General features: G+C 69.6%; 20 protein-coding genes. 2 read left to right on the top strand and 18 right to left on the bottom strand.

Annotated features, from left to right (window positions below; all coding sequences use genetic code 11):
- Positions 1-22: 22 nt before the first annotated feature.
- On the bottom strand, positions 23-1,213 hold the full coding sequence (locus AACL56_RS28835; protein WP_339093429.1) for an MFS transporter: 1,191 nt from the start codon (positions 1,211-1,213) through the stop codon (positions 23-25).
- 104 nt (positions 1,214-1,317) lie between these two features.
- Between AACL56_RS28835 and AACL56_RS28830 the strand changes: the two genes are divergently transcribed.
- The gene (locus AACL56_RS28830) at positions 1,318-2,148 is read left to right on the top strand and encodes an AraC family transcriptional regulator (protein WP_339093428.1); all 831 of its coding nucleotides are present in this window, start codon (positions 1,318-1,320) and stop codon (positions 2,146-2,148) included.
- Here AACL56_RS28830 and AACL56_RS28825 read toward each other — a convergent pair.
- From AACL56_RS28825 to AACL56_RS28775, 11 genes are all read right to left on the bottom strand, one after another.
- Entirely contained in the window at positions 2,132-2,539 is a 408-nt protein-coding gene (locus AACL56_RS28825) for a cupin domain-containing protein (protein WP_339093427.1), read from the bottom strand. The two genes, AACL56_RS28830 and AACL56_RS28825, sit on opposite strands and share 17 nt — an antisense overlap.
- Before the next feature lie 183 nt (positions 2,540-2,722).
- A complete protein-coding gene (locus AACL56_RS28820) occupies positions 2,723-3,325 on the bottom strand; it encodes an acyloxyacyl hydrolase (RefSeq protein ID WP_339093426.1) in 603 nt (200 codons plus the stop codon).
- A gap of 174 nt (positions 3,326-3,499) precedes the next feature.
- Positions 3,500-4,618, bottom strand: coding sequence for an iron-containing alcohol dehydrogenase (locus AACL56_RS28815; protein ID WP_339093425.1), 1,119 nt, complete (start codon positions 4,616-4,618; stop codon positions 3,500-3,502).
- Positions 4,619-4,762: 144 nt separating this feature from the next.
- Complete coding sequence (locus AACL56_RS28810; protein WP_339093424.1) at positions 4,763-5,686, bottom strand: LysR substrate-binding domain-containing protein; 924 nt, start codon at positions 5,684-5,686, stop codon at positions 4,763-4,765.
- A gap of 123 nt (positions 5,687-5,809) precedes the next feature.
- Positions 5,810-6,451, bottom strand: a complete 642-nt coding sequence (gene wrbA / locus AACL56_RS28805) for an NAD(P)H:quinone oxidoreductase (protein WP_339093423.1) — start codon at positions 6,449-6,451, stop codon at positions 5,810-5,812.
- 57 nt (positions 6,452-6,508) lie between these two features.
- Positions 6,509-7,459 carry a ring-cleaving dioxygenase gene (locus tag AACL56_RS28800; protein ID WP_339093422.1) on the bottom strand — a complete coding sequence of 317 codons (951 nt, stop codon included), beginning with the start codon at positions 7,457-7,459 and terminating at the stop codon, positions 6,509-6,511.
- A gap of 47 nt (positions 7,460-7,506) precedes the next feature.
- A complete protein-coding gene (locus tag AACL56_RS28795; RefSeq protein WP_425337088.1) occupies positions 7,507-8,223 on the bottom strand; it encodes a nitroreductase in 717 nt (238 codons plus the stop codon).
- 127 nt (positions 8,224-8,350) lie between these two features.
- Positions 8,351-9,256, bottom strand: a complete 906-nt coding sequence (locus AACL56_RS28790; RefSeq protein ID WP_339093421.1) for a tryptophan 2,3-dioxygenase — start codon at positions 9,254-9,256, stop codon at positions 8,351-8,353.
- Positions 9,257-9,285: 29 nt separating this feature from the next.
- Positions 9,286-10,671 (bottom strand): amidase, encoded by a 1,386-nt coding sequence (locus AACL56_RS28785; protein WP_339093420.1) that lies wholly within the window; start codon positions 10,669-10,671, stop codon positions 9,286-9,288.
- Between the two features lie 130 nt (positions 10,672-10,801).
- On the bottom strand, positions 10,802-11,851 hold the full coding sequence (locus tag AACL56_RS28780) for a glutathione S-transferase family protein (RefSeq protein WP_339093419.1): 1,050 nt from the start codon (positions 11,849-11,851) through the stop codon (positions 10,802-10,804).
- A 161-nt stretch (positions 11,852-12,012) separates the two neighbouring features.
- The gene (locus AACL56_RS28775) at positions 12,013-12,636 is read right to left on the bottom strand and encodes a glutathione S-transferase family protein (protein ID WP_339093418.1); all 624 of its coding nucleotides are present in this window, start codon (positions 12,634-12,636) and stop codon (positions 12,013-12,015) included.
- A gap of 210 nt (positions 12,637-12,846) precedes the next feature.
- On the opposite strand from AACL56_RS28775, the gene AACL56_RS28770 reads away from it, so the two are divergent.
- The gene (locus tag AACL56_RS28770) at positions 12,847-13,305 is read left to right on the top strand and encodes a carboxymuconolactone decarboxylase family protein (protein WP_339093417.1); all 459 of its coding nucleotides are present in this window, start codon (positions 12,847-12,849) and stop codon (positions 13,303-13,305) included.
- Between the two features lie 84 nt (positions 13,306-13,389).
- Here AACL56_RS28770 and AACL56_RS28765 read toward each other — a convergent pair whose 3' ends face one another.
- From AACL56_RS28765 to AACL56_RS28740, 6 genes are all read right to left on the bottom strand, one after another.
- Positions 13,390-14,091 (bottom strand): dienelactone hydrolase family protein, encoded by a 702-nt coding sequence (locus tag AACL56_RS28765; protein WP_339093416.1) that lies wholly within the window; start codon positions 14,089-14,091, stop codon positions 13,390-13,392.
- Between the two features lie 19 nt (positions 14,092-14,110).
- Entirely contained in the window at positions 14,111-14,974 is an 864-nt protein-coding gene (locus AACL56_RS28760) for a hypothetical protein (RefSeq protein ID WP_339093415.1), read from the bottom strand.
- A 40-nt stretch (positions 14,975-15,014) separates the two neighbouring features.
- Positions 15,015-15,842, bottom strand: a complete 828-nt coding sequence (locus AACL56_RS28755; RefSeq protein ID WP_339095261.1) for an alpha/beta hydrolase — start codon at positions 15,840-15,842, stop codon at positions 15,015-15,017.
- Positions 15,843-16,100: 258 nt separating this feature from the next.
- Entirely contained in the window at positions 16,101-17,105 is a 1,005-nt protein-coding gene (locus AACL56_RS28750) for a LysR family transcriptional regulator (RefSeq protein WP_339093414.1), read from the bottom strand.
- Positions 17,106-17,270: 165 nt separating this feature from the next.
- The gene (locus tag AACL56_RS28745; protein WP_339093413.1) at positions 17,271-18,167 is read right to left on the bottom strand and encodes an RNA polymerase sigma-70 factor; all 897 of its coding nucleotides are present in this window, start codon (positions 18,165-18,167) and stop codon (positions 17,271-17,273) included.
- A gap of 316 nt (positions 18,168-18,483) precedes the next feature.
- Entirely contained in the window at positions 18,484-21,459 is a 2,976-nt protein-coding gene (locus AACL56_RS28740) for an ATP-binding protein (RefSeq protein WP_339093412.1), read from the bottom strand.
- Positions 21,460-21,648 lie beyond the last annotated feature (189 nt).

The following is a 21,648-nucleotide window of genomic DNA, read 5'->3' as shown; positions in this document are numbered from 1 at the left end:
CGCGCAAGGCCGCCGGGCGGTCTCATTCCTCGATGTGCACGGCACGGCCCACCGAAAGCCCCAGCCCGCACATCGCCACGCACAGCACGGTGCATACCACCAGCGGCACCGTCCAGCTTCCCGCGGCCTCGTGAAGGAAGCCGATGAGGGTCGGCCCCACGGCGGCCAGCAGGTAACCGATGCATTGCGACATGCCCGACAGCGACGCCGCGATCCGCTGGTTGCCCGCACGCAGTCCGACGAAGGCCAGGCTCAGGATCAGTGCCGCGCCCATGCCCATGCCGAACGCGAAGACCCACAACGGCGTGAGTGCGGGCAGCGTCATCAGGCCGACGAGGCCGAGCGCGCTCAGCGCGGGCGAGGCGAACGAGATCCAGCGCTGGTCGCGCATGCGCTGCATCAGCGGCATCAGCAGCAGCGCCGGCACCGCGCCGGCGAGCTGCATCCAGCCGTGCATCGCGCCGGCATGCGCGCTCGAGTCGCCGGCCTCCAGCAGGATCGACGGCAGCCATGCGATCGCCGCGAAGTAGACGAAGCAGGTCAGCCCGAGGTAGGCCGCCACCTGCCATGCCAGCGGCGCCTTCCACACCGAAGCGCTCGCAGGCGCGGAGGACAGGCCGGGCGCCGACGTCGTGCGAAAGCGCAGCTGCGGCAGCCACAGCAGCGCCGCCAGCAGCGGCAGCCCCGCGGCGGTGGCCAGCGATGCCGGCCAGCCCGCGCCGAGCGCGCGGTGCAGCGGCACCGCCACGGCCGACATCACGCCGGCGGCGGCGATCATCGCGAGGGCATAGCAGGCCGTGAGCCTCGCCACGTGCTGCGGAAAGTCGCGCTTCAGCAGGCTGGGCAGCAGCACGTTGGCGATGGCGATCGCACCGCCGATCACGCAGGTGCCCGCATACAGCGCAGCCGCGCTGCCGGCCGAACGCAGCACGATGCCCGCGACCAGCAGCATCAGCGCAGCGAACAGCACGCGTTCCAGGCCCCAGCGGTGCGCGACGGGCGCGGCGAGCGGCGACACCGCCGCGAATGCAAGCAGCGGCAAGGTGGTCAGCAGCCCCGCCTGCGACGCGTTCAGCGCGAAGCTTTCGCGAACGAGTTCGAGCAACGGGCCGAGCGCGGTGATCGGTGCGCGCAGGCTGGCGGCAATGCAGAGGATGCCGGCGACGAGAAGTACGGGGCGGTGCGTGCGCACCGCGAGGGTCGAGGAATGCATGGCGTGTGGCCTGTTGGGGGACCTGTTCGAATCTATCGACCGCACAGGAATCGCGATGCCCGCAGGCGGACAGACGATGGGCAAATCCGGTCAAAATCGCCCGCGTGACGCCGCAGCAAGCCAGCCCCTGGAACTTCGAGTTCGACAAGATGGATTCGGCCGTGGCCGCATTGCAGATCCGAACGCAGGCGCATGCGGAGCAGCTCGCGACCCACGCGCATGCGCAAGGGCAACTGGTGATGGTGCTGCGCGGCGCCATGACCTGCGAAGTGCCCGGCGCGTTGTGGATGGCGCCCATTCATGGCGGGCTCTGGATTCCCGGCGGCGTGCCGCACGGCAACCGCGTCACCCCCGATGCGAACGTCTGCTTCGTCTTCGTCTCGCAGGAAGCGGCTGCCGCCATGCCGCGCAGCTGCTGCGCACTGGGCATCAGCCCGCTGCTGCGCGAACTCGTCCTGCATCTGGCGGCCATGCCGAAGCACGCGCCGCACGACGCCGCGGCGCAACGCCTGCAGGCCGTGCTGCTCGACCAGCTGGTGCGCATGCCTGCGGAAGCGATGCATCTGCCGGTGTCGGACGAGCCGCGCCTGCGGCGGGTCGTCGAGGCGCTGATGCACGACCCATCCGACCGCTCGACGTCCGCGCAATGGGCTTCGCGGCTGGCCATGAGCGAGCGCACCTTCGCGCGGCTGGTGCAGCAGGAAACCGGCATGTCCTTCGGGCGGTGGCGGCAGCGGCTGCACCTGATCGTGGCGCTGCAGTGGCTGGCCTCGGGCCGCACGGTGCAGCAGGTGGCCGGCGACCTGGGCTACGACGCGGCCGGCGCCTTCATCGCGATGTTCCGCAAGGCGATGGGCCAGCCGCCGGCGCGCTACCTGGCCGAGCGCCGGTTGGCGCAGGGCGCGGAGCGCGCCATCGTCACTTCACCGGAATGAAGAAGTCCACGCCCTTTTCCTTGATGAGCGTCACGATGAACTTGGCCGGCTGCGTGGTGCTCGCATTGCGTCCGACCGTGTGGATGTCGTTCGGGCCTTCGTAGAACGTCTGGCCCTTGGTGAGCGTGACTTCCTTGCCGCCCTTCACGCCCATCACGATCGAACCCTCGAGCACATAGACGAACGCATGCGCGTCGTGGCGGTGCACCGGGTCGATCGCACCGGGCGGGTAGTCGACGTTGATCATCAGCACTTCCTTGCCCGGGATGTTGGGCAGGTCGCGCGTCAGCAGCGGCGTGACCACGGCTTCGGGCGCCGCGGCCGCGTGCTGTGCCAGCAGCACGCCGCAGGCCAGCAGCAGCTGCTTTCCGGTTTTTGCAATAGCGGACATCTTTCTTCCTTCGGAGGGCCCCGTCTCGCGGGGCTGGGTTGCAGATCACGGCGCCACGGCATCGCGGGGCGATGCGCAGTTTTCTTCCGTGACCTACTGTGCCCGCCGGATGCGCCTTCGCCAGTCTCTGGTCGTCGCATGCGGGCCTATCCCTTTGCGGGGGGCTTCCGCGTGGCTGCGCGTTCAGAAGCGGTACGCGTAGCGGACCTGGACGAAGTTCTCGCCCGGGTTCGGATGCTTGATGCCCGCGTTCGAGAAGTGCTCCACGCGCAGCGCGATCTCGTGCTGGCGGCGCTCGCCGAAGCTGCGGCCCACCGCCAGGTGCGTGCCGAAGTTGAAGCGGGTCGAGAAGGTCTTCTGACGCGTGCGATAGATCGACGAGGTTGCCGTCAGCCCCACGCCGGTCTCGAAGAACCAGGGCGACGCGCCCTCGTCGGGCCTGAAGCGGAGCACCGGCACCAGCGCGAACTGCGACAGCTGCGAGCGGCCGTCGCGCTCGCTCGCCTGGATGTGCCAGTACGCGTACGAGGCCTCGAGGTAGCTGTCGAGCCGGCCGCCGCCGAGCTGCCAGCGGTAGGGCAGGTCCCAGGTCAGGCCGGTCGTCAGCGTGCGGGTGCCATGGGCCGAACCCGTCTGCACGAAGGCGGAAGAGGGTTCGAACAGCGACGCGGCATCGGCGTGCGGAAGAGGGAGCAGGCAGAGCCCTGCGCCGAGCAGGGCTGCGGCGAACGCATGTCGCCGAGGGGGAGTGGGCTTGGAAGCCGTGGGAATCTTTTCTTCGAACATGTGGATGGTCGCCAGGCTGGCGCTCTTGAAACGCGAGCGGACATCGGTGTCCGCTGCGCATCGAGCGTAGGCAGGCCCGGCGCCGCACGCATGCGCCAGAAGAGGGATTCGGCGTCCTCTCTTCGGCCGTGGAGCGCTGGCCCGCCACCCGGCGCTCGCCGCGCGTTCACGGCGTCACCAGATGCTCTCGAGCAGCGCGTCGAGCTTCACGCTCGCGTTGCTGCCGAGGTCCGCCACCTCGTTCGGATAGTTCTTCTTCAGCAGGCGGGCCACCTCGGGCAGCCTGGCCGGATCGAGATCGAAGTCGCCGATGCGGGCCGGCAGCCCGAGCGAAGCGACCACGCCGGAGATGCGGTCGGCGAGCTGCGTCGCAGCGTCTTCGCCCGGCCTGCGCGTGCCGAAGATCTCCAGCTTGTCGCCATAGAAGTCGGCGCAGGCGCGGATCACCGGCGCCAGCGTGATGCAGGAGGTTGCGCTGTGCGGCAGGCCGAAGGTGCCGCCCAGGATGTGGCCGATGCGGTGGCTCAGGCCGTAGATGACCGAGGCGGGCGAGAAATAGCACTGCCAGGCCGCAAGCTGCAGCTGCAGCAGGTCGGCGGGCGTCACCGCACCCTGCTCGAGTGCCTCGCGCGTCTCCACCGACTGCGGCCACTTCTGCAGCACGGCCAGGAAGCGTTCGAGGCCGCTCGCGGCCATGATCGCGTGCGGATGCTCCCTGGTCACCTTGCGCATGCCCTCCACCGCATGGTCCATGCCCTTGATGGCCGATGAGAGCAGCAGCGCGCGCGGCGTGTCGGACACCAGCACCGGATCGATCACCACCACCTTGGGCACCGTCTCGCGCACGGCGTAGCTGCGCTTGAATTTCTGCGGACCGTCGGTCTCGGTGATGCCGAAGTAGTGCGAGAACTCCGAGCCCGACAGCGTGGTCGGAAGCGCGGCGATGGGCAGGTAGCGCCCCGTCTTCTCGTGATGCAGGTGCGACACCGCCTTGGCCGCATCGAGCACCGAGCCGCCGCCCAGCGCCAGGATCGATTCGGCGCCCGACTGCAGGCAGGCCTCGAGGCCGCCCTGCACCGCCACGTCGGGCACGTGCGCCGGCAGCGCGGTGAAGCTGCCCGCTTCGTGCTTCAGGTTGGGCTGCACGCAGTTGCGGTACAGGCGCTCGAGCGGCTCGACCGTGAACGTGACCGGGCGCCGGATGCCATGGTCGCCGAGCCTCGCCACCGCACCCTGCAGGATGTGCTGGCCCCAGAAAACGCCTTCTTGCGGCAAGCAGTTCAAGTGATTCATATCGGTCGGGCTGTGTATTTCAGGAGCCCACAAGATAGGCGGGCCGTCCCGCGCCCACAAGCCGCTCATTGACAGACGCAGCGTCCAGTTTCGTGGACGATCGGGCCGCCGCGCGGTGCGCTGCGGGCACCTCTCGTCAGTGCCTCACTCGAAGTGGAGCGGATGGTCGAACGCGGTGATCACCGGGATTTCCACGGCCAGGAAATCGACCAGCGAACGCACCGCGGGAAGCAGCCCGGTGCGGAAGGGAATGAGCGCGGAGATGCGCGCGTCCGCGGCCGACCAGTCGGGAAGCAGCTGCTGCAGCGCGCCGGTGCGCAGTTCGGTGCGGCAGATGTAGCCCGGCAGCGCGGCAATGCCCAGGCTGGCGCATGCCGCTTCCTTCAGCGCGACCATGTTGTTGCTCTGGAAGCGCGGGTCGATGGGCATCACGACCTCCTCGCCATGCGGCCCGCGCAGCGGCCACTGGGGCGGCCCGTTGCGCACCATCGCTATGGTGGCGTGCTTCGCGAGATCGGCCGGGCTTTCGGGCACGCCCATCTTCTTCAGGTACGCAGGGCTTGCGAACAGGTACCAGGGCACATCGGCCAGTGCGCGCTGCACCAGCGTGGAGTTCTGCAGCGGCGCCGTGTGGCCGCGGATGGCCAGGTCGAAGCCCTCGCCCACGATGTCCACGTAGCGGTCCGTCGCGATCTCGATCACGCGCACCTTCGGGTACTGGTTGAGGAACACAGGGAGAATCTCGCGCAGCGCGAACTGCGCGATCTCCACCGCCGTGGTCAGCCGGATCACGCCGCTCGGCTCGGTCAGGCGCTGGCGCACCGCCTCCTCGGCAACCTCGGAGCTGTGCAGCATCGCGACCGCGTATTCATAGAACTCGCGGCCGATGTCGGTCATGCCGAACTGGCGCGAGGTGCGGTTGAGCAGCCGCACGCCCAGGTAGCTTTCGAGCTCCTGGACGCGGTGGCTCAGCGTCGACTTGGGCAGCCGCAGCGCGGTGCCGGCGGCCGTGAATCCGCCGCGGTCGACGACCTGCACGAAGTAGAAGACATCCTTCAGATCCAGCATCGTTGGCCTGCGCGCCGTGCACGTCCTGCGTTTCCTGCGTTCCCTGCCGGGCAGGCAGTGGCTTGCCGCGGTGCGCGGCAAGGCTGGGCAAGCATAGCGCGCACGCGGCGGCTGCGCGCGCCCTCAGGCAACTTCGGGCACTTCGGGCGACGGCTGCCGCGCCGCGCGAAGCGCCCGTGCGGTCGATGCGACGCGGCGGCCCTGGTAGTTCGCCACCGCGAGTTCCTCGGCGCCGGGCATCACCGAATCCTGGTGCGAGATGTGGGTCGCGCCGTAGGGCGTGCCCGCGGCGAACATCGCCGGGTCGGCGTAGCCCAGCGGCACGATGATCAGGCCCAGGTGGGCCATCGGCGCGTAGATCGACAGCAGGGTCGACTCGTTGCCGCCGTGCTTCGACGAGGCGGAGCCGAACACCGAGCCGACCTTGCCGTTGAGCTTGCCCTGGAACCAGAGGCCGCCGAGCGAGTCGATGTAGGCCTTGAGTTCCGAGGCGATGGAGCCGAAGCGGGTCGGCGTGCCGAACACGATGGCGTCGGCCCAGTCGGCATCGGCCTCCGTGGGGGCTTCGTACCTGGCGTTCATCTCGCTGGCGCGCTCGGCCCAGCCTGGCGCCTGGCGCATTGCCTCGGGCGTGACGAACTCGCGCGCGCGGCGAAGACGCACTTCGGCGCCTTCGGCCGCGGCGCCCTGCGCGACGGCCTGGGCCAGGAGCTCGGTGGAGCTGTTGCGTGAATAGAAGGCAATGAGGACCTTGGTCTTTGACATGGCGTGGCCTGTGTGAATGGAAAAAGGAAACGTCGGTGGATACGAAGGCGGCAACGCTCAGACGGTGATCGGCTCGAGGCGTCCGAGCAGCTCGTCCTTGCGCTCGCGCAGCCATGGCGGCAGCTGGAATTCGGCACCGAAGTGGCCCGGCTCTTCGTCGATGGCGAAGCCGATGTCGGTCGTGGCCGCCTCGAACATCACGCCGCCGGGCATCTTGAAATACATCGAACGGAAGTAGTTGCGGTTGACCGACTCGGAGGTGTCGATGTGGCCCATCGACATCAGCTTCTCCTTGATCTGCATCTGCTGCGCCACGCTGTCGACCGCGAAGGCCACGTGGTGGATGGTGCCCTCGCCGTAGATCGACGACCCCTGCAGGCGGTCGGGCTCGTGCAGGAACTCGACCACCGTGCCGGGCGTTCCGTCGGCGGTCTCGAAACGGTGGTGCGGCCCCGACTCGCCGGCATACCGAAAGTCGAGCGCCTCCTGCATGAAGATGACCGACTCCGCCACCTCGCGCAGCGACAGCGTGATGCTGTGCACGCCGCGGATCGCGTACTGCGCGGGAATGTCGGCGGCGGTGCATGGCGGGCGCGTGTCGCGGTCGGAGGCGACCAGGTCGAACTCGATGCCGCACGGGTGCTGGAAGCGCTGGCGCTGCTCGCCGAAGCGCTCGACCACCGCGTCGTCGAAGCGCACGCCATGGGCGCGGAAGCGCTCGCGCCAGAAGTCGAGCGAGCCGGCGGGCACCGAATAGTTGATCACCTTGATCTGCCCGGAGCCGCGCCGGCCCTTCACGCCCTTCTGCCTGAAGGGGAAGGACGTGACCAGCGTGCCGGCGTCGCCCTGTGCGTTGCCGTAGTAGAGGTGGTAGACGGGGTCTTCGCCGTCCAGCAGCACGGTCTTCTTGACCAGGCTCTGGCCGAGCAGCTTGACGTAGAAGTCCACGTCCTCCTGCGCGCCGCTGACACAGGCGGTCAGGTGGTGGAAGCCTTTGATGATCGACATGGGAGAAATCCTCTCGGGTGGTGGTTGTGTGTGTTTGCAGTGCGGGACTACTGGTGGATGAACGAGGCGAAGTGGTCGAGGTCGAGCTTGTGCAGCGTCATGCGGTTCTCGGGCAGGCTGTTGTCGGCCCAGCCCATCGACATGCCCGCGATCACCATTTCCTCGGCCGGAATGCCGAGCTCGGCGCGCAGCACGTGGTGCTGCAGCGACCAGATCTGCTGCGGGCAGGTGTCCAGGCCCCGCGCCTTCGCGGCCAGCATCACGTTCTGCAGGAAGCAGCCGTAGCAGAGAAAACTGGCCCACTCCAGCTTGCGGTCCATCGTGAAGATGAGGCCGACCGGTGCATCGAAGAACAGGAACTGGCGCTCCACGTCGCGCATGCGTCCCGCCTTGTCGCTGCGGTGCACGCCCTGCGCGTCGCCCAGCTGGCCGCGAAAGGTGTTGAAGCGCGACGAGTACGGGTCGTGCAGCGGCTGGGGAAAGAACGGGTACTCCGGCGCCAGCGTGGCGTGGTTCGCACGGAACTCCGCCACCGCCGCCCGTGTCACGCGCTCGCGCGCTTCGCCGGTCACCACGTAGCAGCGCCACGGCTGCGTGTTGCTCGAGCTCGGCGCGTACTTCGCCACCGAGAGAATGTCCTTCACCGTGTCGAGCGGCACATTGCGGTCGAGAAAGCCGCGCTTGCTGCGGCGCTCCCGGATCAGGTCGTCGACGAACGGGTCTGCATTCATTGGCGTGGGTTCCATCAGCAGGGGGGCTGGCATGACGTTCTCTCTTCTCGGTTGGTTCATCGGATCGGACGAGATCGCAGGTGCGCGTCGCGCACCCGGCAGGACCTCGCTGCTTGCACGTTCGGTTCCACGCTCGCGGCGGCCGGCGCCGCGAGCGCCTTCACCGGCCCTGCCGGGCCATGTGCGGGCACACCGGCGGCGGGCTGCCGATGAAGGTGCGCGCCGACCACAATTCTGGAAACGGAATCTCCTCGAGCGAGGGCGCCAGCCACGCGACCCCTTCGGTGCCGAAGTACGCCGGCCGTGCGCCGAAGGTGCGTCGCGTCGCCATCAGGTGGCGGAACTTCCAGTTGCAGAAACCTTCGGCGATGTCGGCCAGCGTCTCGCCGAGCTGCTGCAGGTCGGCATGCCTGTCCGGCGTCGCGTAGATGTCGCGCCAGACCTGCTCGACCTCCTTGCTGGGCAAGTAGGGCGCGCGCAGGTCGCGTGCGAGCAGCGCCTGCGGAATGTTCATGCCGCGGCGCTGCAGGAACGCGAGCACGTCGTCGTAGAGGCTGGGCTCGGCCAGGGCCTGCTCGAGCTGCGCCTTTCGCTGCGGCTGCGGCTCGAAGTGCTGCAGATGCTCGGCCTGCTTGATGCCGAACAGGTACACCATCTGCCGGTAGGTCCAGCCCTGCAGCGCCGTGTCCTTGCCGTAGGTTCCGACGGCGCGCGAAAGAATGGCCAGCAGGTCGTTCGGCGTCATCCAGTCGATCGAGCGCCAGATGGCGTCGAGCGGCGCATGGTGGGCCACCACGCGCTGCAGCGTCCGCCACGCCTGCGGCAGGTCGTCGGCGCGCAGGAAGCGCTGCGCCGAGTGCATCTCCTTCACGATGAGCATCCAGTAGAGCTCGGACACCTGCACGTGGACGATCCATGCGTGCTCGCCCGGATGGTCGCTGACCGTGCGCTGCAGCGCGTGCAGCGTGTCGGTCTGCATCCATGCGCTGTACGGTGTCTGGCCGGCGGGCGTGATGCCCGGCACGGGGCCTGCGGCGGATGGGGTGGCTTCGGCTGTCTCGCTCATGGGGTGCTCCTTTGTCGTGTGGTAGTCGGTCAGCGTGCCGCCGGCGCGTGGGTGCCGGCGCGCAGCAGGTGTTCCATCTGCAGCGCGACCTGCAGCAGCGCGCCGTCCCGGCCGGGCTTCGCCACGATCTGCAGCGCGGCGGGCAGTCCGTTCTCTGCGGCTGCGATCGGAATCGATATCGCGGGGAAGCCCGCGACGTTGAACGGCGCGGTGCCGCTCATGAGCGCTTCGCGCGTGGTGCCGCTCCAGTTGCCGATCGATATCGTTTCCTCGCGCAGCCGCGGCGCGGTGCACGGGCACGTCGGCAGCAGGAGAAAGTCGGCCGCCGACATGGCGCGGTGCAGCCTGGCCGTGAAGCCGCGCCGGGCCTGCTGTGCGAGCGCGTAGCCGCCCAGGGTCATCGCCCTGGCGCGTTCGAGCCGGTCGATGGTCTCGCGGCCATAGTGCGCGGCGATGAGGTTCGCGTCGCTGCGCCGGAAGTGTTCGGCCCCGCCCTCGGTCAGCACGATGTTCGCGAACGCCTCGAAGACGCCGTCGAACAGGCCGGTGCCATCGAGCGCCTCGCAGCCGAAGCGCTCACGCAGCGTTGCAACGGCGGCGTCGAAGGCCGCGCCGACGCCGGCGCTGGAAGGCACCGGCGAGAAATTCCGCAGCACGGCCACTCGCGCGGCGAGGCGCGCGCCGTGCGGCGGCATCGCGATGCCGAGCGCACCGGCAAGAATGACCACATCGTCGACCGTCTCGCCGAGCAGGCCCGGATGGTCGAGCGACGGCGCCAGCGGAAACACGCCGCGCGTCGAGAGCGCACCGTGGCTGGGCTTGAAGCCCACGACCCCGCACAGCGCTGCGGGAATGCGGACCGAGCCGCCGGTGTCGGTGCCGAGCCCGGCCGCCACAGCGCCGTAGGCAATGGCCGCGGCCGCGCCGCCGCTGGAGCCGCCCGGCATGCGTGTGCGGTCCAGCGGGTTCAGCGTGTCGCCGAAGGTGTCGCTGGATGTGGTCACGCCCCATGCGAACTCGTGCGTGGCGGTCTTTCCGACGACGATCGCCCCTTGCGCGCGCAGCGCGGCCACCACGTCGGCGTCGGCCCCGGGCACATGGCCGCGCCACGCGGCCGAGCCGTAGTTCGTCTCGATGCCTTGCGTGTCGATCAGGTCCTTCACGCCGATGGCCAGTCCTTCGAGCGGCCGCGGCCGTCCTTCGGCGTAGCGGCGCTCGCTCTCGCGGGCGGCGCGCAGCGCGCCTTCCCCGTCGATGGCGGCGAACGCATGCAGCGCACGCTGCGCGGACTCCGCGGCGTCGAGCGCCTGCTCGACCAGGCCGGACACCGTGATGCGCCCCGCGGCCAGGGCCTCGAGGGCGCGGCGCAGGCCGGGGGCGCGGGGAATGGCGGTGAAGGGTTGACGGGCGTTCACTGCAGGGCTCTCGGTTGGAATCCCGGGGTCGGGCGGCATGCGATACGCGCAGCCGCCCCTCGCGGCATGACGGACGCCGCGACCGGGGAATGAAGACAGGCAACGGACGCGGCAGGCGCCGCGCCGCGAATCAGGCGACGGCTTCGCTCATGCAATCCGCCACCGCATCCATGTAGTGCGAATGCGGCATCGATCCGACCGATGCGCGGATCGATTCCTCGCACAGCGAAGGCCGCCGGCACAGCGCGTCGAAGTACCGTGTGACGTTGGGCAGTTCGCTCCACAGCGACGACAGGCCGAGGTAGTTGAGACGGACCAGGTTCACGCCCCACAGCACGTCGGCCAGCGAGAACGCGTGTCCATTGGTGCAGCCGAAGCCTTGCTGCGAGAGGTCGCGCTCGAGGTCCATCAGCAGCTGGCCCATGCGGTGGCGGGCCGCGCGCTGGAACTCGGGGTCGTGGCACACGCGCTTGCCGCCGAGCTCCTTCGCGATCTTGGCGCGGTAGGCCGCCACCAGCGCGGCGTCGGCTGCGTTGTCGGCAATCAGCCGTTCGAGCGCCATCACCTTGTAGTGATAGACCGTGCGCATCGAAGCCTTGAGAGCCTCCGGGCGCAGGTCGGCGTCTGGATGGAAGCCGTAGAGCAGCGCGCCGTTGGGCACGCGGTCGACGATGCCGACCTGGCGCATCACTTCGTCGCGCGCGCCTGGCTCGTCGGGAATCAGCCGCACCGGCTGGGGCGACACGGCGTCGAGGTAGCTGCAGATGCGCTGCGAGTCGGCCACCACGCGCCCGGCCTCGTGGTCGACCAGCAGCGGCACCACGCAGGGGTCGAAGCCTTCGGACTCGACCGACGTGCGCCCGCTGTAGCCGCTCACGTACCGCACGTCCAGGTCGCGCGCCGCGACGAGCCGCAGGCGGATGTATGCGGGGCTGTAGTGCTCTGCCGGCACCAGCCCGTCGCTCTCGAGCGAACCCAGGATGCGCATGTCGTTGGAGCGGTAGGGCAGCGCCTTCTCGCGCAGCACGGTGCGCACCTTCTGCGAGCACAGCGAGCTGGCCGCATGGAACAGCTCGAAGCGAGGGCTTGCCGCGCCGCCCACGAGGGTGATGCGGTTCGGGTCGAGGACGGCGGCGCGGGCGGCGGCGGCCATCTGCATCAGCGAAGCTGTGTTCATCATCACGTTCCTCTCATCGGCCTGCGTGGCAGGTGCAGCAAGAAATCTTCGATCGGCGGCGTTCAAACGCGTTGAACGTCAGCGAATCGTAGGGAGCTTGCCTGCGGGTGAGAAGGCGCCAAAGCTTGCACGCTCGGTTCCGGAAACCCGAACGATGAGCGGCTTCAGGTCGCGGGCGCAGTGCCCTCGTCGGGCAGCAGCTTCACCCAGCGGGGCTGGGCCTGCACGCGCGCCACCCACGCGCGGATGGCCGCGAAGCGCGCCATGTCGTAGCCGCCGTCGCCGGCCAGCGAGACGTAGGTGGAAGCCGCGAGGTCGGCGATGGTGTAGCTGTCGCCCACGAGCCATGTGCGGTCCTGCAGCCATTGCTCGAGCTTCTCGAGCGCGGGGTAGCCCTCGGCGTGGAAGCGCGCGATGTCCTGCTGCCTGCTCTGCGCTTCGTTCCACAGGTGCAGCACGCGCGGCGTGGCGATGTTCTTCTGCAGGTCGGCCTGCTCGAAGAACAGCCAGCCCATGACCTCCGCGCGCAGGTAGGGGTCGCCGGGCAGCAGGGGCGTGCCTTCGGCCAGGTGCAGCAGGATGGCGCCCGACTCGACGACAGGGCGGCCGTCTTCGAGCACCAGCACCGGCACGCGCGCGAAGCGGCTGATGCGCCGGAACGCCGGGGTGCGGGTCTCGCCCTTGCGGATGTCGAGCGTGACCCGTTCGTAGGGCAGGGCCAGCTGGCTCAGGAGGATGCGGACCTTCCACGAGTTGCCGGAAAAACGGCTGTCATAGAGACGCAGCATGGGTGACTCCATCGGGTTGCGCGCGCGGTGCGATGCCGCCGATTGTCGCGCTGTCGCGTGCCCTGCCAAAGAGAGAGGCCTTCGCCGGACCAACGGCCGCTGTGCCGCAGGCCGCGCGGGCCTATTGTGGGCTCAGGCAGCCTGGAACACCCCGCGGCGGCCCGCTGCAACGCAGCCCCTTCCTCTCACAACCCTTCCCGAAGGAACCTCATGAACCAACCCCGACTTCCCTGGACCGAGATCGGTGCCAAGTCCTACCAGGCGATGGCCGGCGTCAACATGTCGCTCGCCAAGTCCACGCTGGGCCACTCGCTGATGGAGCTGGTGCAGACGCGCGTGTCGCAGATCAACGGATGCGCCTTCTGCCTCGACATGCATGCGCGCGACCTGCGCAAGCACGGCGAGACCTGGCAAAGGCTGAACAGCCTGTCGACCTGGCGCGAGGCCGGCTTCTATACCGAGCGCGAGCGCGCGGCCCTCGCATGGGCCGAGCAGCTCACGCGGCTGGCCGACCAGCACGGCGACCACGACACCGCCTTCGAGGCGCTGAAGACGCAGTTCAGCGACCAGGAGATCGTCGACCTGAGCTGGACGATCGCCGCGATCAACACGTGGAACCGCCTGGCCGTCGGCATGCGCACGCCGCCATCGGACAAGCCGCTCGAATAAGCGCGTGGAAAAGAAGAAAGCCGCCGGCGTCGCGAAGACGCCGGCGGCTTTTTTTTTCTGTCGGCCCGCGCGAAGGAAAGGGACTCAGCCTGCCTTCAGGTGCCGAGCCAGAAACGCGTCGGTCCTGCCGTTGGCGAGCGCGGCGGCCCGGGCGTCGTAGCTGATGCCGCGGTGCCTTGCGAAGGCGTGCCGGCAACCGGGGTAGGTGTGCACCTCGACCTGCGCGCGGCCCTTCAGCGCGGCGACGATCTGCCGGCGTGCGTCGGACGGAATGTATTCGTCCTCCTCCGCCAGATGGACCATCAGCGGCCCGGCGATGCCGACCGCTTCCTGCAGATGCCTGTCGGCGTTGCCGGGGTAGTAGGCCACTGCCGCGTCGACCACCGCACGCGCGGACGACAGGTAGGTCAGCAGGCCGCCCAGGCAGTAGCCGACCACGCCCGCGCGCCCGTTCGATCCCGGCATCGCGCGCGCAGCGCCGATCGCGGCGGCGATGTCGCGCACGCCGGCATCGAGGTCGAACGCGGCGTACAGCTCGTTGGCCTTCGCCCGTTCGGCTTCCGTGCGATCGGTCAGCGACAGGCCCGGCTCGATGCGCCAGAACAGGTCGGGGCAGATCGCAAGGTAGCCCTGCGCGGCGAGCTCGTCGCACGACTGGCGCATGTCGGCATTGACGCCGAACACTTCGTGGATGACGACGATCGCGGGGGCGGGTGCCGCCTGCGGCCGCGCGACATAGGCGCCGAAGGCGCCGTCGGCGGTGGTGATTCGCATGGTGTCCTGCATGGTGCTCTCCATTGCGTGTTCAGGCGCTGAGCCAGAAGGCGACATTGCTGACGTACTGCTTCGTCGACCGCAGCGCTTCGGGGAATCGCGCGATGCCGTCGCCCGGTGCCTCGCCCACGAAAGTGGGACAGCCGGCGGCCGGGTCCCAGTTGTAGTCGGCGAAGTGGTGGAAGGTCGACTGCGCGATGGCGCGCCCGCCGTGCTCGGAGCGCTCGAACGCCACCGCGATGTTGAAGCGCCGGCCCGACGCCGCGCTTTGCCCTTCCACAACCACGCGGCCGCTCGCGTCGTTCGCCGGCGCGCTCACCACGCCTTCGTGCGGATGCGCCGGCAGGTACTGGATGACGCCCGTGGGCGAATGCCGGTCGCGCATCACCGGGTGGATGCTGCCGACCGAGCGCACGCGCTGGTAGTCGCCGTTCGCGCCGGAGTGGTAGTTGGGCCAGGAGATGTGCGTCGCGAGGGTGTCGTCGATGCAATGACGGCTCTCGTCGGGCTCGCGGTTGTGGCTGTGGAAGTGGTGGGCGGCCCCGATGCCGCCCAGGTTGCAGATCGAGCTGCCCACGTCCATGTGGTCGCGCGTGACCATGAGCGCGCCGCCCCGGCGGCGGAACTGGCTGATGCTCGCGCAGTCCTGTTCGGTCAGTCCGTCGCCGCCGTCGACGGCGAACAGCCAGAGCTGGTCGACGCCCGATTCGTGCAGTGTCGACAGCATCGGGTCCGGCGCGCCGCGCGGTGCGCGGTCGCGGGCCGTGACACGGAAGGCGAGTTCGCCGTCCTTGTCGCGCAATTGGGCAAGGAACGCGGCCAGGTGGCTGAATCGGGAGATGTTCCAGTCGTCCGCGTCGCCTTCGATGGTGGTCTGCAGCAGCAGGTTCAGCATGACCCGGCCATGGTGGTGGATGAACGGTCCGGCATGTCGATCAGCTGCGCAGGAAGGCGAGCAGGTCGGCGTTGACCTTGTCCTGCATCGTCGCGGTGAGGCCGTGCGGCGCACCGGGGTAGTAGATTTCCCTGGCGCCCTTGATCAGCTTCACGGACTTCTTTGCGGAGTCGTGGATGGGCACGATCTGGTCGTCCTCGCCGTGCATGATGAGCGTGGGAACGTCGATCTTCTTCAGGTCCTCGGTGAAGTCGGTTTCCGAGAAGGCCTTGATGCACTCGTAGGCGTTGAGCTGGCCGCTTTGCATGCTCAACCGCCAGAACTGGTCGAGGATGCCCTGCGACACCTTCGCGCCCGGGCGGTTGGCACCGTAGAAGGGCAGCGCAAAGTCCTTGAAGAACTGCGAGCGGTCGCCGGCCACGCCGGCACGGATGCCGTCGAACACCTCCAGCGGCAGGCCTTCGGGGTTGGCGGCCGACTTCAGCATGACCGGTGGCACCGCGCCGATGAGCACCGCCTTGGCCACGCGCCGCGAGCCATGGCGCCCGATGTAGCGCGCCACCTCGCCGCCGCCGGTCGAATGGCCGACCATCGAGACGGCCTTCAGGTCGAGCGCGTCGAACAGCTCGGCCAGGTCGTCCGCGTAGCCGTTCATGTCGTTCTTCGACGAAGACTGCGTCGAGCGGCCATGGCCGCGGCGGTCGTGCGCGATCACGCGAAAGCCGTTGCGCGCCAGGAAGAGCATCTGCCCGTCCCACGCGTCGGCGTTGAGCGGCCAGCCGTGCGAGAAGGTGACGACCGGACCGCTGCCCCAGTCCTTGTAGTAGATGCGGGTGCCGTCCTTGGTGGTGAGGGTGTCGCTGGTCATGCGGGGGCTCCGGTTCTTGGGGTTGGAAGTGGGGGCGGATGTGGCTGCGCCGGCGGCGTCATGGATGCCGAAGGCCAGCGTGCTGGTGGCGACGGCGGCGCCGGTGGCGATCAGGTTGCGCCGCGAGGGGTTCTGCGAGAGCGTCATGAGGTTCCTGTGGAGGGGGCTGATGGTGGAATCCATCGTAGGTTTTGCCTGCGCCTGCCGGTAGGTCCGCGCAAGGACTCACGCTGTTGTCGGGGCTGCACCAATGCAGGCTCAGTCGCGCGCGCCGAGGTCGGTGAGGCACTGCAGATCTGCCGCGCGGATCTTCGTCGTCATGAAGTCGATGAACACGCGCATGCGCGTGGGCAGGTGCTGCCGGCTCAGGTAGCAGATGTAGTGGCCGTGGTCGTCGGGCACGTGCTGCGCGAGGCAGGGCACCAGCGCGCCGTCGCGCAGGGGGTCGCAGATCAGGTAGCCCGCCATCTGCGCGATGCCGTGGCCGTCGAGCACGGCCTGCAGCACGAGGTCGGCGTCGTTGTAGGTGAGCTTCGACGGCGGCAGCAGCTTGCGCTGCTGGCCGTCGACCTTGAACTCCCATTCGCTGACGCGCCCCGAGGCGGTGCGGAAGTTGATGCACTGGTGATGCAGCAGGTCGTCCACCGTGGCGGGCAGGCCGTGCGCTTCGCGGTAGCCCGGCGAGGCGCAGACCAGCATCTGCATCGGGATGATCTGCTTGGCGATGATCTGCGCGTCTTCCATGCGGCCGTTGCGGAACGCGATGTCCACGCGGTCGGAGGTGAAGTCGGTCGGCTTGTCGTTCAGCAGCAGGTCGATCGAGACGTCGGGGTAGGCCGCGCGGAACTCGCCGAGCAGCGGCGCCACGACCCGGCGGCCGAAGCCGACGGCGGAGCTGATGCGCAGGTGGCCGCGCGGCGGGCCCTCGCGAAGGTCGCGCATCTCCTCGACGGCCTGCACGATCCGGTCCACGCCGGTGTGGCAGTTGGCGTAGAACAGGTCGCCCTCGCGCGTCAGCGTGGTGCTGCGCGTGGTGCGGGTGAACAGGCGCACGTTGAGCTGGTCTTCCAGCTTCTGCACGCTGCGGCTCACCGCCGAGCGGCCGATGCCGAGCCGGTCGGCGGCGCGCGCGAAGCTGCCTTCGGTCACCACGGCGATGAAGGCGACCACGCCCGCGTAGCTGGTGGCGAAGCTGGAGGCGAGCGGGTCGGCACGCGTCGCGAGCGGTGTGGACGAGGGATAGGGCAGGGCGGAATTTGTCATGGAGCGGCGTCTCGGTTTCACGGAGGCCTCGGCATGGCCTCCTCACGACGACAACTCTGCGCGCTGAACCGGACAAGGGCCAGTTAATGCCTGTCAATGTTTGTTATGACCGGCGCGCCGCCCGCGCCGCCCGCGTCGCCCGCGGCGCCCGCGGCTCCAGGGAAGCTAGGGCCGCAGGACCGAGGCCAGCGCGGCCAGCTTCGCGGGGTTGCGCTGCACCTGCATGCGCACGATCCTCGTGCCGTCGGTTTCGACCGAATGCACCGATTCGAGCGTGCCGTCGATGAAGCGCAGCAAGCCCCATTCGCCGTTGACCGGCGCCATCCGCATGCGCGCCCGGTCGCCGTAGCGCAGCCTGGTGGCGTAGAAGAGCCGGGCGACGCGGTCGGCCCCCCTGAGCGGGGCCGCGAAGCTCGGCACCTGGCCGCCCCCGTCGCCCATGAGCTCCACGCCGTCGGCCAGCAGCGAGCGCATCGCCGCGAAGTCGCCGCGCTGCGCCGCTTCCGCGAATTCCTTCAGCAGGCGGATGTGGTCTTCGGGCGCCACGCGGTAGCGCCTGCGTTTCTCGAGGATCTGCGCCTTGGCCCGGTGCACCAGCTGGCGGCACGCGGCCTCGCTCTTGCCCAGCGTGAGCGCGATGTCGCGGTAGCTCGCCGCGAAGACCTCGCGCATCAGGAATGCGGCGCGGCCCTCGGGCGACAGCCGCTCGAGCATTGTGAGGAAGGCGATCGAGATGTTCTCCACCTTCTCCAGCATCTGCTCGGGCGACGGCGATGCGTCGGGCGTCACAGGCTCGGGCAGCCATGTGCCGATGTAGTGCTCGCGCTCCACCTTGGCGCTGCGCAGCCTGTCGATCGACAGGTTCGTGACCACCGACACCAGCCAGGCCTCTTCGTTGTCGATCGCGACGCCGGCCGTCTGGCGCCATCGCATCCAGGCGTCCTGCACCACGTCTTCGGCCTCCTCGTTCGAACCGAGCATGCGGTAGGCGATGCCGTGCAGCCGCGGGCGCAGGCCGGTGAACACGTCGTTGATGTCGTCGATGTCGTCCGTGGGATTCATGGGGTCTGTCCAGGTTGAACGCTGCGCGGGCCCGCGGCCTGCACCCTTCCAGACGTGACGGCGCTGCCTTTTGTGACGCGGGCGCCGGCCATCTCCTGCTCATTCCTCAGGGCACGATGAACGCCGGCAGTCGCCGTGGGGCCGGTCCGTCTGCGTCTCGTCGAGGCCGCGCGGCGCCATGCGCGATGGCGCGACGGCCCTGCCCGGCCGGCAACAGCATCCGCGGCGCCCGGCTGTGGATGCGGGTGCGGTCCCTTGTCGTCGGGGTATTGCCCATGTCTCTGTGTCTTCCGTCGGATCGGCCTGTGCTGAGGGGTCAAGGGTAGGAACGAAGCGGCATCCGGACACCGGGTATCGGCGATAGGTGTTCCTCCCCCTTCTGGAGGGGGTGCGCGGGCCGGCGCAGTCCGGCGCTCGGCTCGCGGCCCGGTTGCCGGCACAGTGCGCGATGCAGCGCGCGGGCCTGCGCGAGGCCCGGGCCGCCGCCGCAGGAAGCCGCCCTGCCGCAGAGCTCGCCGAGCAGCGCGACCGATTCGCAGGTGCGGCCCGTGCGATGCCACATCCTTGCCAGGTTGCACGCGGCGCGGAGCTCCCATCCGGTCGCCCCCTGCTGCCGCGCCGTCGCGATGGCCTTCGTGTAGAAGGCCTCGGCCTCGCCGGGCAGGCCGCGCCGTTCGCTGCGCCGCCCGGCCGCGCGCCACACCTCCGCCGCATTCCACTGGCCGCTGCCGCTCCATGCCCGCGTCACCATTTCGTCGTCGAACCAGTCGGCGCAGAGGGTCACGAGCATGTCCTTCTGCGGCGCAGCGAAGCCCGCGAGCTGTGCGGCCACCTCGCGCACATGGCGCTCGCGTGCCTCGCCTTCGGCTTGCGCCGCCTCCAGGCCGAGCGAGAAGCATTGCGCCCAGCGGTGCCAGTACACGAAACCGCGGCGCTGCGCCTCGTCCAGCATCAGGGGAATCCATTCGCGCGCGAGGGCCAGCTCGCCCGACCACAGCGCGACGGGGCATGCGCCGAACAGCGCGAAGCACAGCGAGATCGCGTTGCCGTCGGCCCGGGCATGCGCCACCGCACGCCGCGCCGCCTCGAGCGCGCGCGGGGCGTCGCCCTGTATCCACACCGTGCGGGCCAGCAGCACATGCGCCGCCACCCGCGCATCGATCTGGAAAACGTTGCCGCGCGTGCGCTGCACGCCGCTGGCGCCGGTCCGCATTGCGGCCTCGGCGCTGTGTGCCGCGGCGGCGAAGTTGCCGCTGAAATGGCTGGTCAGCGAGACGATCCGGTGGCACAGGTTGAGCGTGGTCGGGTCCTGCGTGGTGCGGGCGAGGGCGGCCAGCCGTTCCGCCTGCCGCAGCGCCGCCACATGGTCGCCTCGCCCCACCAGCAGCACGCACATGCCCCACCGCGCCTGCAGCTCGAGTGCGAAGGCGTCGACCGAGAGCGCGCCCGCCAGCGCGCGCTCGCAGGCCTCGTTCATCTCGGGGCTCGGGCCGCGCGTGTGGAACAGCGCGTTGGCCAGCGCCACCTGCAGCCAGGCGGCCGTCTCGGCATCGGGCTCGGGCCGGCCTTCGACGCAGGCGATGGCGGACCGTACCCGGTCGCGGTACTCCTCGATCTGCGAGACATGGAACCACAGCGGTGCGGAGGCGATGGTGAGCGCCGCGCCCGCGTGTGCATCGTCCGGCTGCGCCAGGCAGGCATCGAGCGCGGCGCGCACGTCGTCCAGGCGGTGCGCATGGCGCTCGGTCCATGCGTGCACGCCGAGTTCGCCCAGCTGCGCGGTCGCCGTGCCCATGAGGTCGTGCATGAGGTCCGCGTGCCGCCGCTGCAGCGCGGGCGCCTCGCCGCTGCGCGACAGCAGCGCCCCGGCATAGCCGCGCGTGGTGTCGAGCAACCTGTACGGCGCGACCCCGTCGTTGTTGTCGAACGCGACCAGCGACTTGTTCACCAGCGAGATCAGCGCGTCGAATGCGGCCTCCGCGTCCATGCGCCCATCGGCGATGCGCAGCGCCGACTCGACGTCGAAGCGCCCGCGGAAGACAGACAGCCGGCGCAGCAGCTGCAGCTCGGCGTCGTTCAGCAGCGCGATGCTCCAGTCCAGCGCCGCGGCGAGCGTGCGGTGCCGCGGCAGCACGGCACCGTTGCCGACCGAGTACAGGCGCATGTGGTCGTTCAGCCGCAGCGCGAGGTCGCCGATCGACTGTACGCCGAGCCGCGCCGCCACCAGCTCGATGGCCAGCGGAATGCCGTCGACCTGCCGCGCGATGCGCGCGAGCAGCGGCGCGTCGCGGTCCTCGAACGCGCGCGAGCCTGCTGCCTGGGCGCGCTCGACCAGCAGTTCGACGGCGGGCGACTGCACGGCCTCGGCCAGCGTCAGCTGCTCCGTGCCGGGCACCGCCAGCGCCGCGAGACGCAGCACATGCTCGCCTTCCATGCGGAACGCCTCGCGGCTGGTCGCGAGAACGCGCAGCCTCGGCAGTGCCGCCAGCAGGCCGTCGATGAGCGGCGCCAGCGCGTCCACCACGTGCTCGCAGTTGTCGACCAGCAGCAGCGCATCGCGGCCGGCCAGGCGCTGGTGGATGGTCTGCATGGTGTCGGGCGCATCCGCGGGCGCGCCCAGTGCGCGCGCCATGGTGCCCAGCACGTGGTCCGGCGAGACCAGTGTCGAGAGATCGACGAAGGCCGTCTGCATGGACCGTTCCGCCTGCAGGCACTCCGCCGCCCGGATCGCGGCGCGCGTCTTGCCCATGCCGCCCGGCCCGACCATGGTGACGAGGCGGCCGCCCTCCAGCGCGGCCAGCACGCGCAACACGTCGGCCTCGCGTCCGATCAGGCGCGTGAGCCGCACCGGCAGCCTGGTGAACGCCGGCGCACGCGGCGCCTCGGCCGGTGCCGCGTCCCGCGCGGCGGGGTGGGACACCTCGCGGCGCACCGCGCCGTTGAAGCGGTAGCCGCGCAAGGGGATGTTCGAGATCCATTCGACGCAGTCGTCGTTCTCGTCCGGCTCCCCCAGTGCCTTGCGCAGCGCGGACATCTGCACGCGCACGCTGGCCTCCTCGACCACCACGCCGGCCCACACGGTGGACAGCAGTTCGTCCTTGCTCACCACTTCGCCCACGCGCTTGACCAGCTGCAGCAGCAGTTCGAACGAGCGCGAGCCCAGCCGCACCGCCTCGCCGAGCCGCTCGATGCGGCGCTGCGTTTCCCAGACGATGAAGGGGCCGAATCGCCAGCGGACCTCGGGCCGGGCCTGCGTGGCGTCGGCGGCTGGGAAGGCAAGGGCTGCTGTCATGAGGTCCGGGACGAAGAGCCGAAGCTCGGGTACGGACCATAAGACGCGGGCCGGATTGCGCCTTGATCCAATATGCATCGCGGTTTGCACGGCGCCGCACAGCGGCGAAAGAGCGGGCAGGTTCGCGCACAGTCAATCCGGCGAAGCCGCTCTGTTCGGCGAATCGGAAGCGCAGGGCGCGCGATAAGG

The sequence above is a fragment of the Variovorax paradoxus genome (assembly GCF_902712855.1).
GTDB lineage: Bacteria > Pseudomonadota > Gammaproteobacteria > Burkholderiales > Burkholderiaceae_C > Variovorax > Variovorax paradoxus_Q.
The sequence above is the reverse complement of the archived record's forward strand: the minus strand, read 5'-3'. Positions and strand labels throughout refer to the sequence as shown.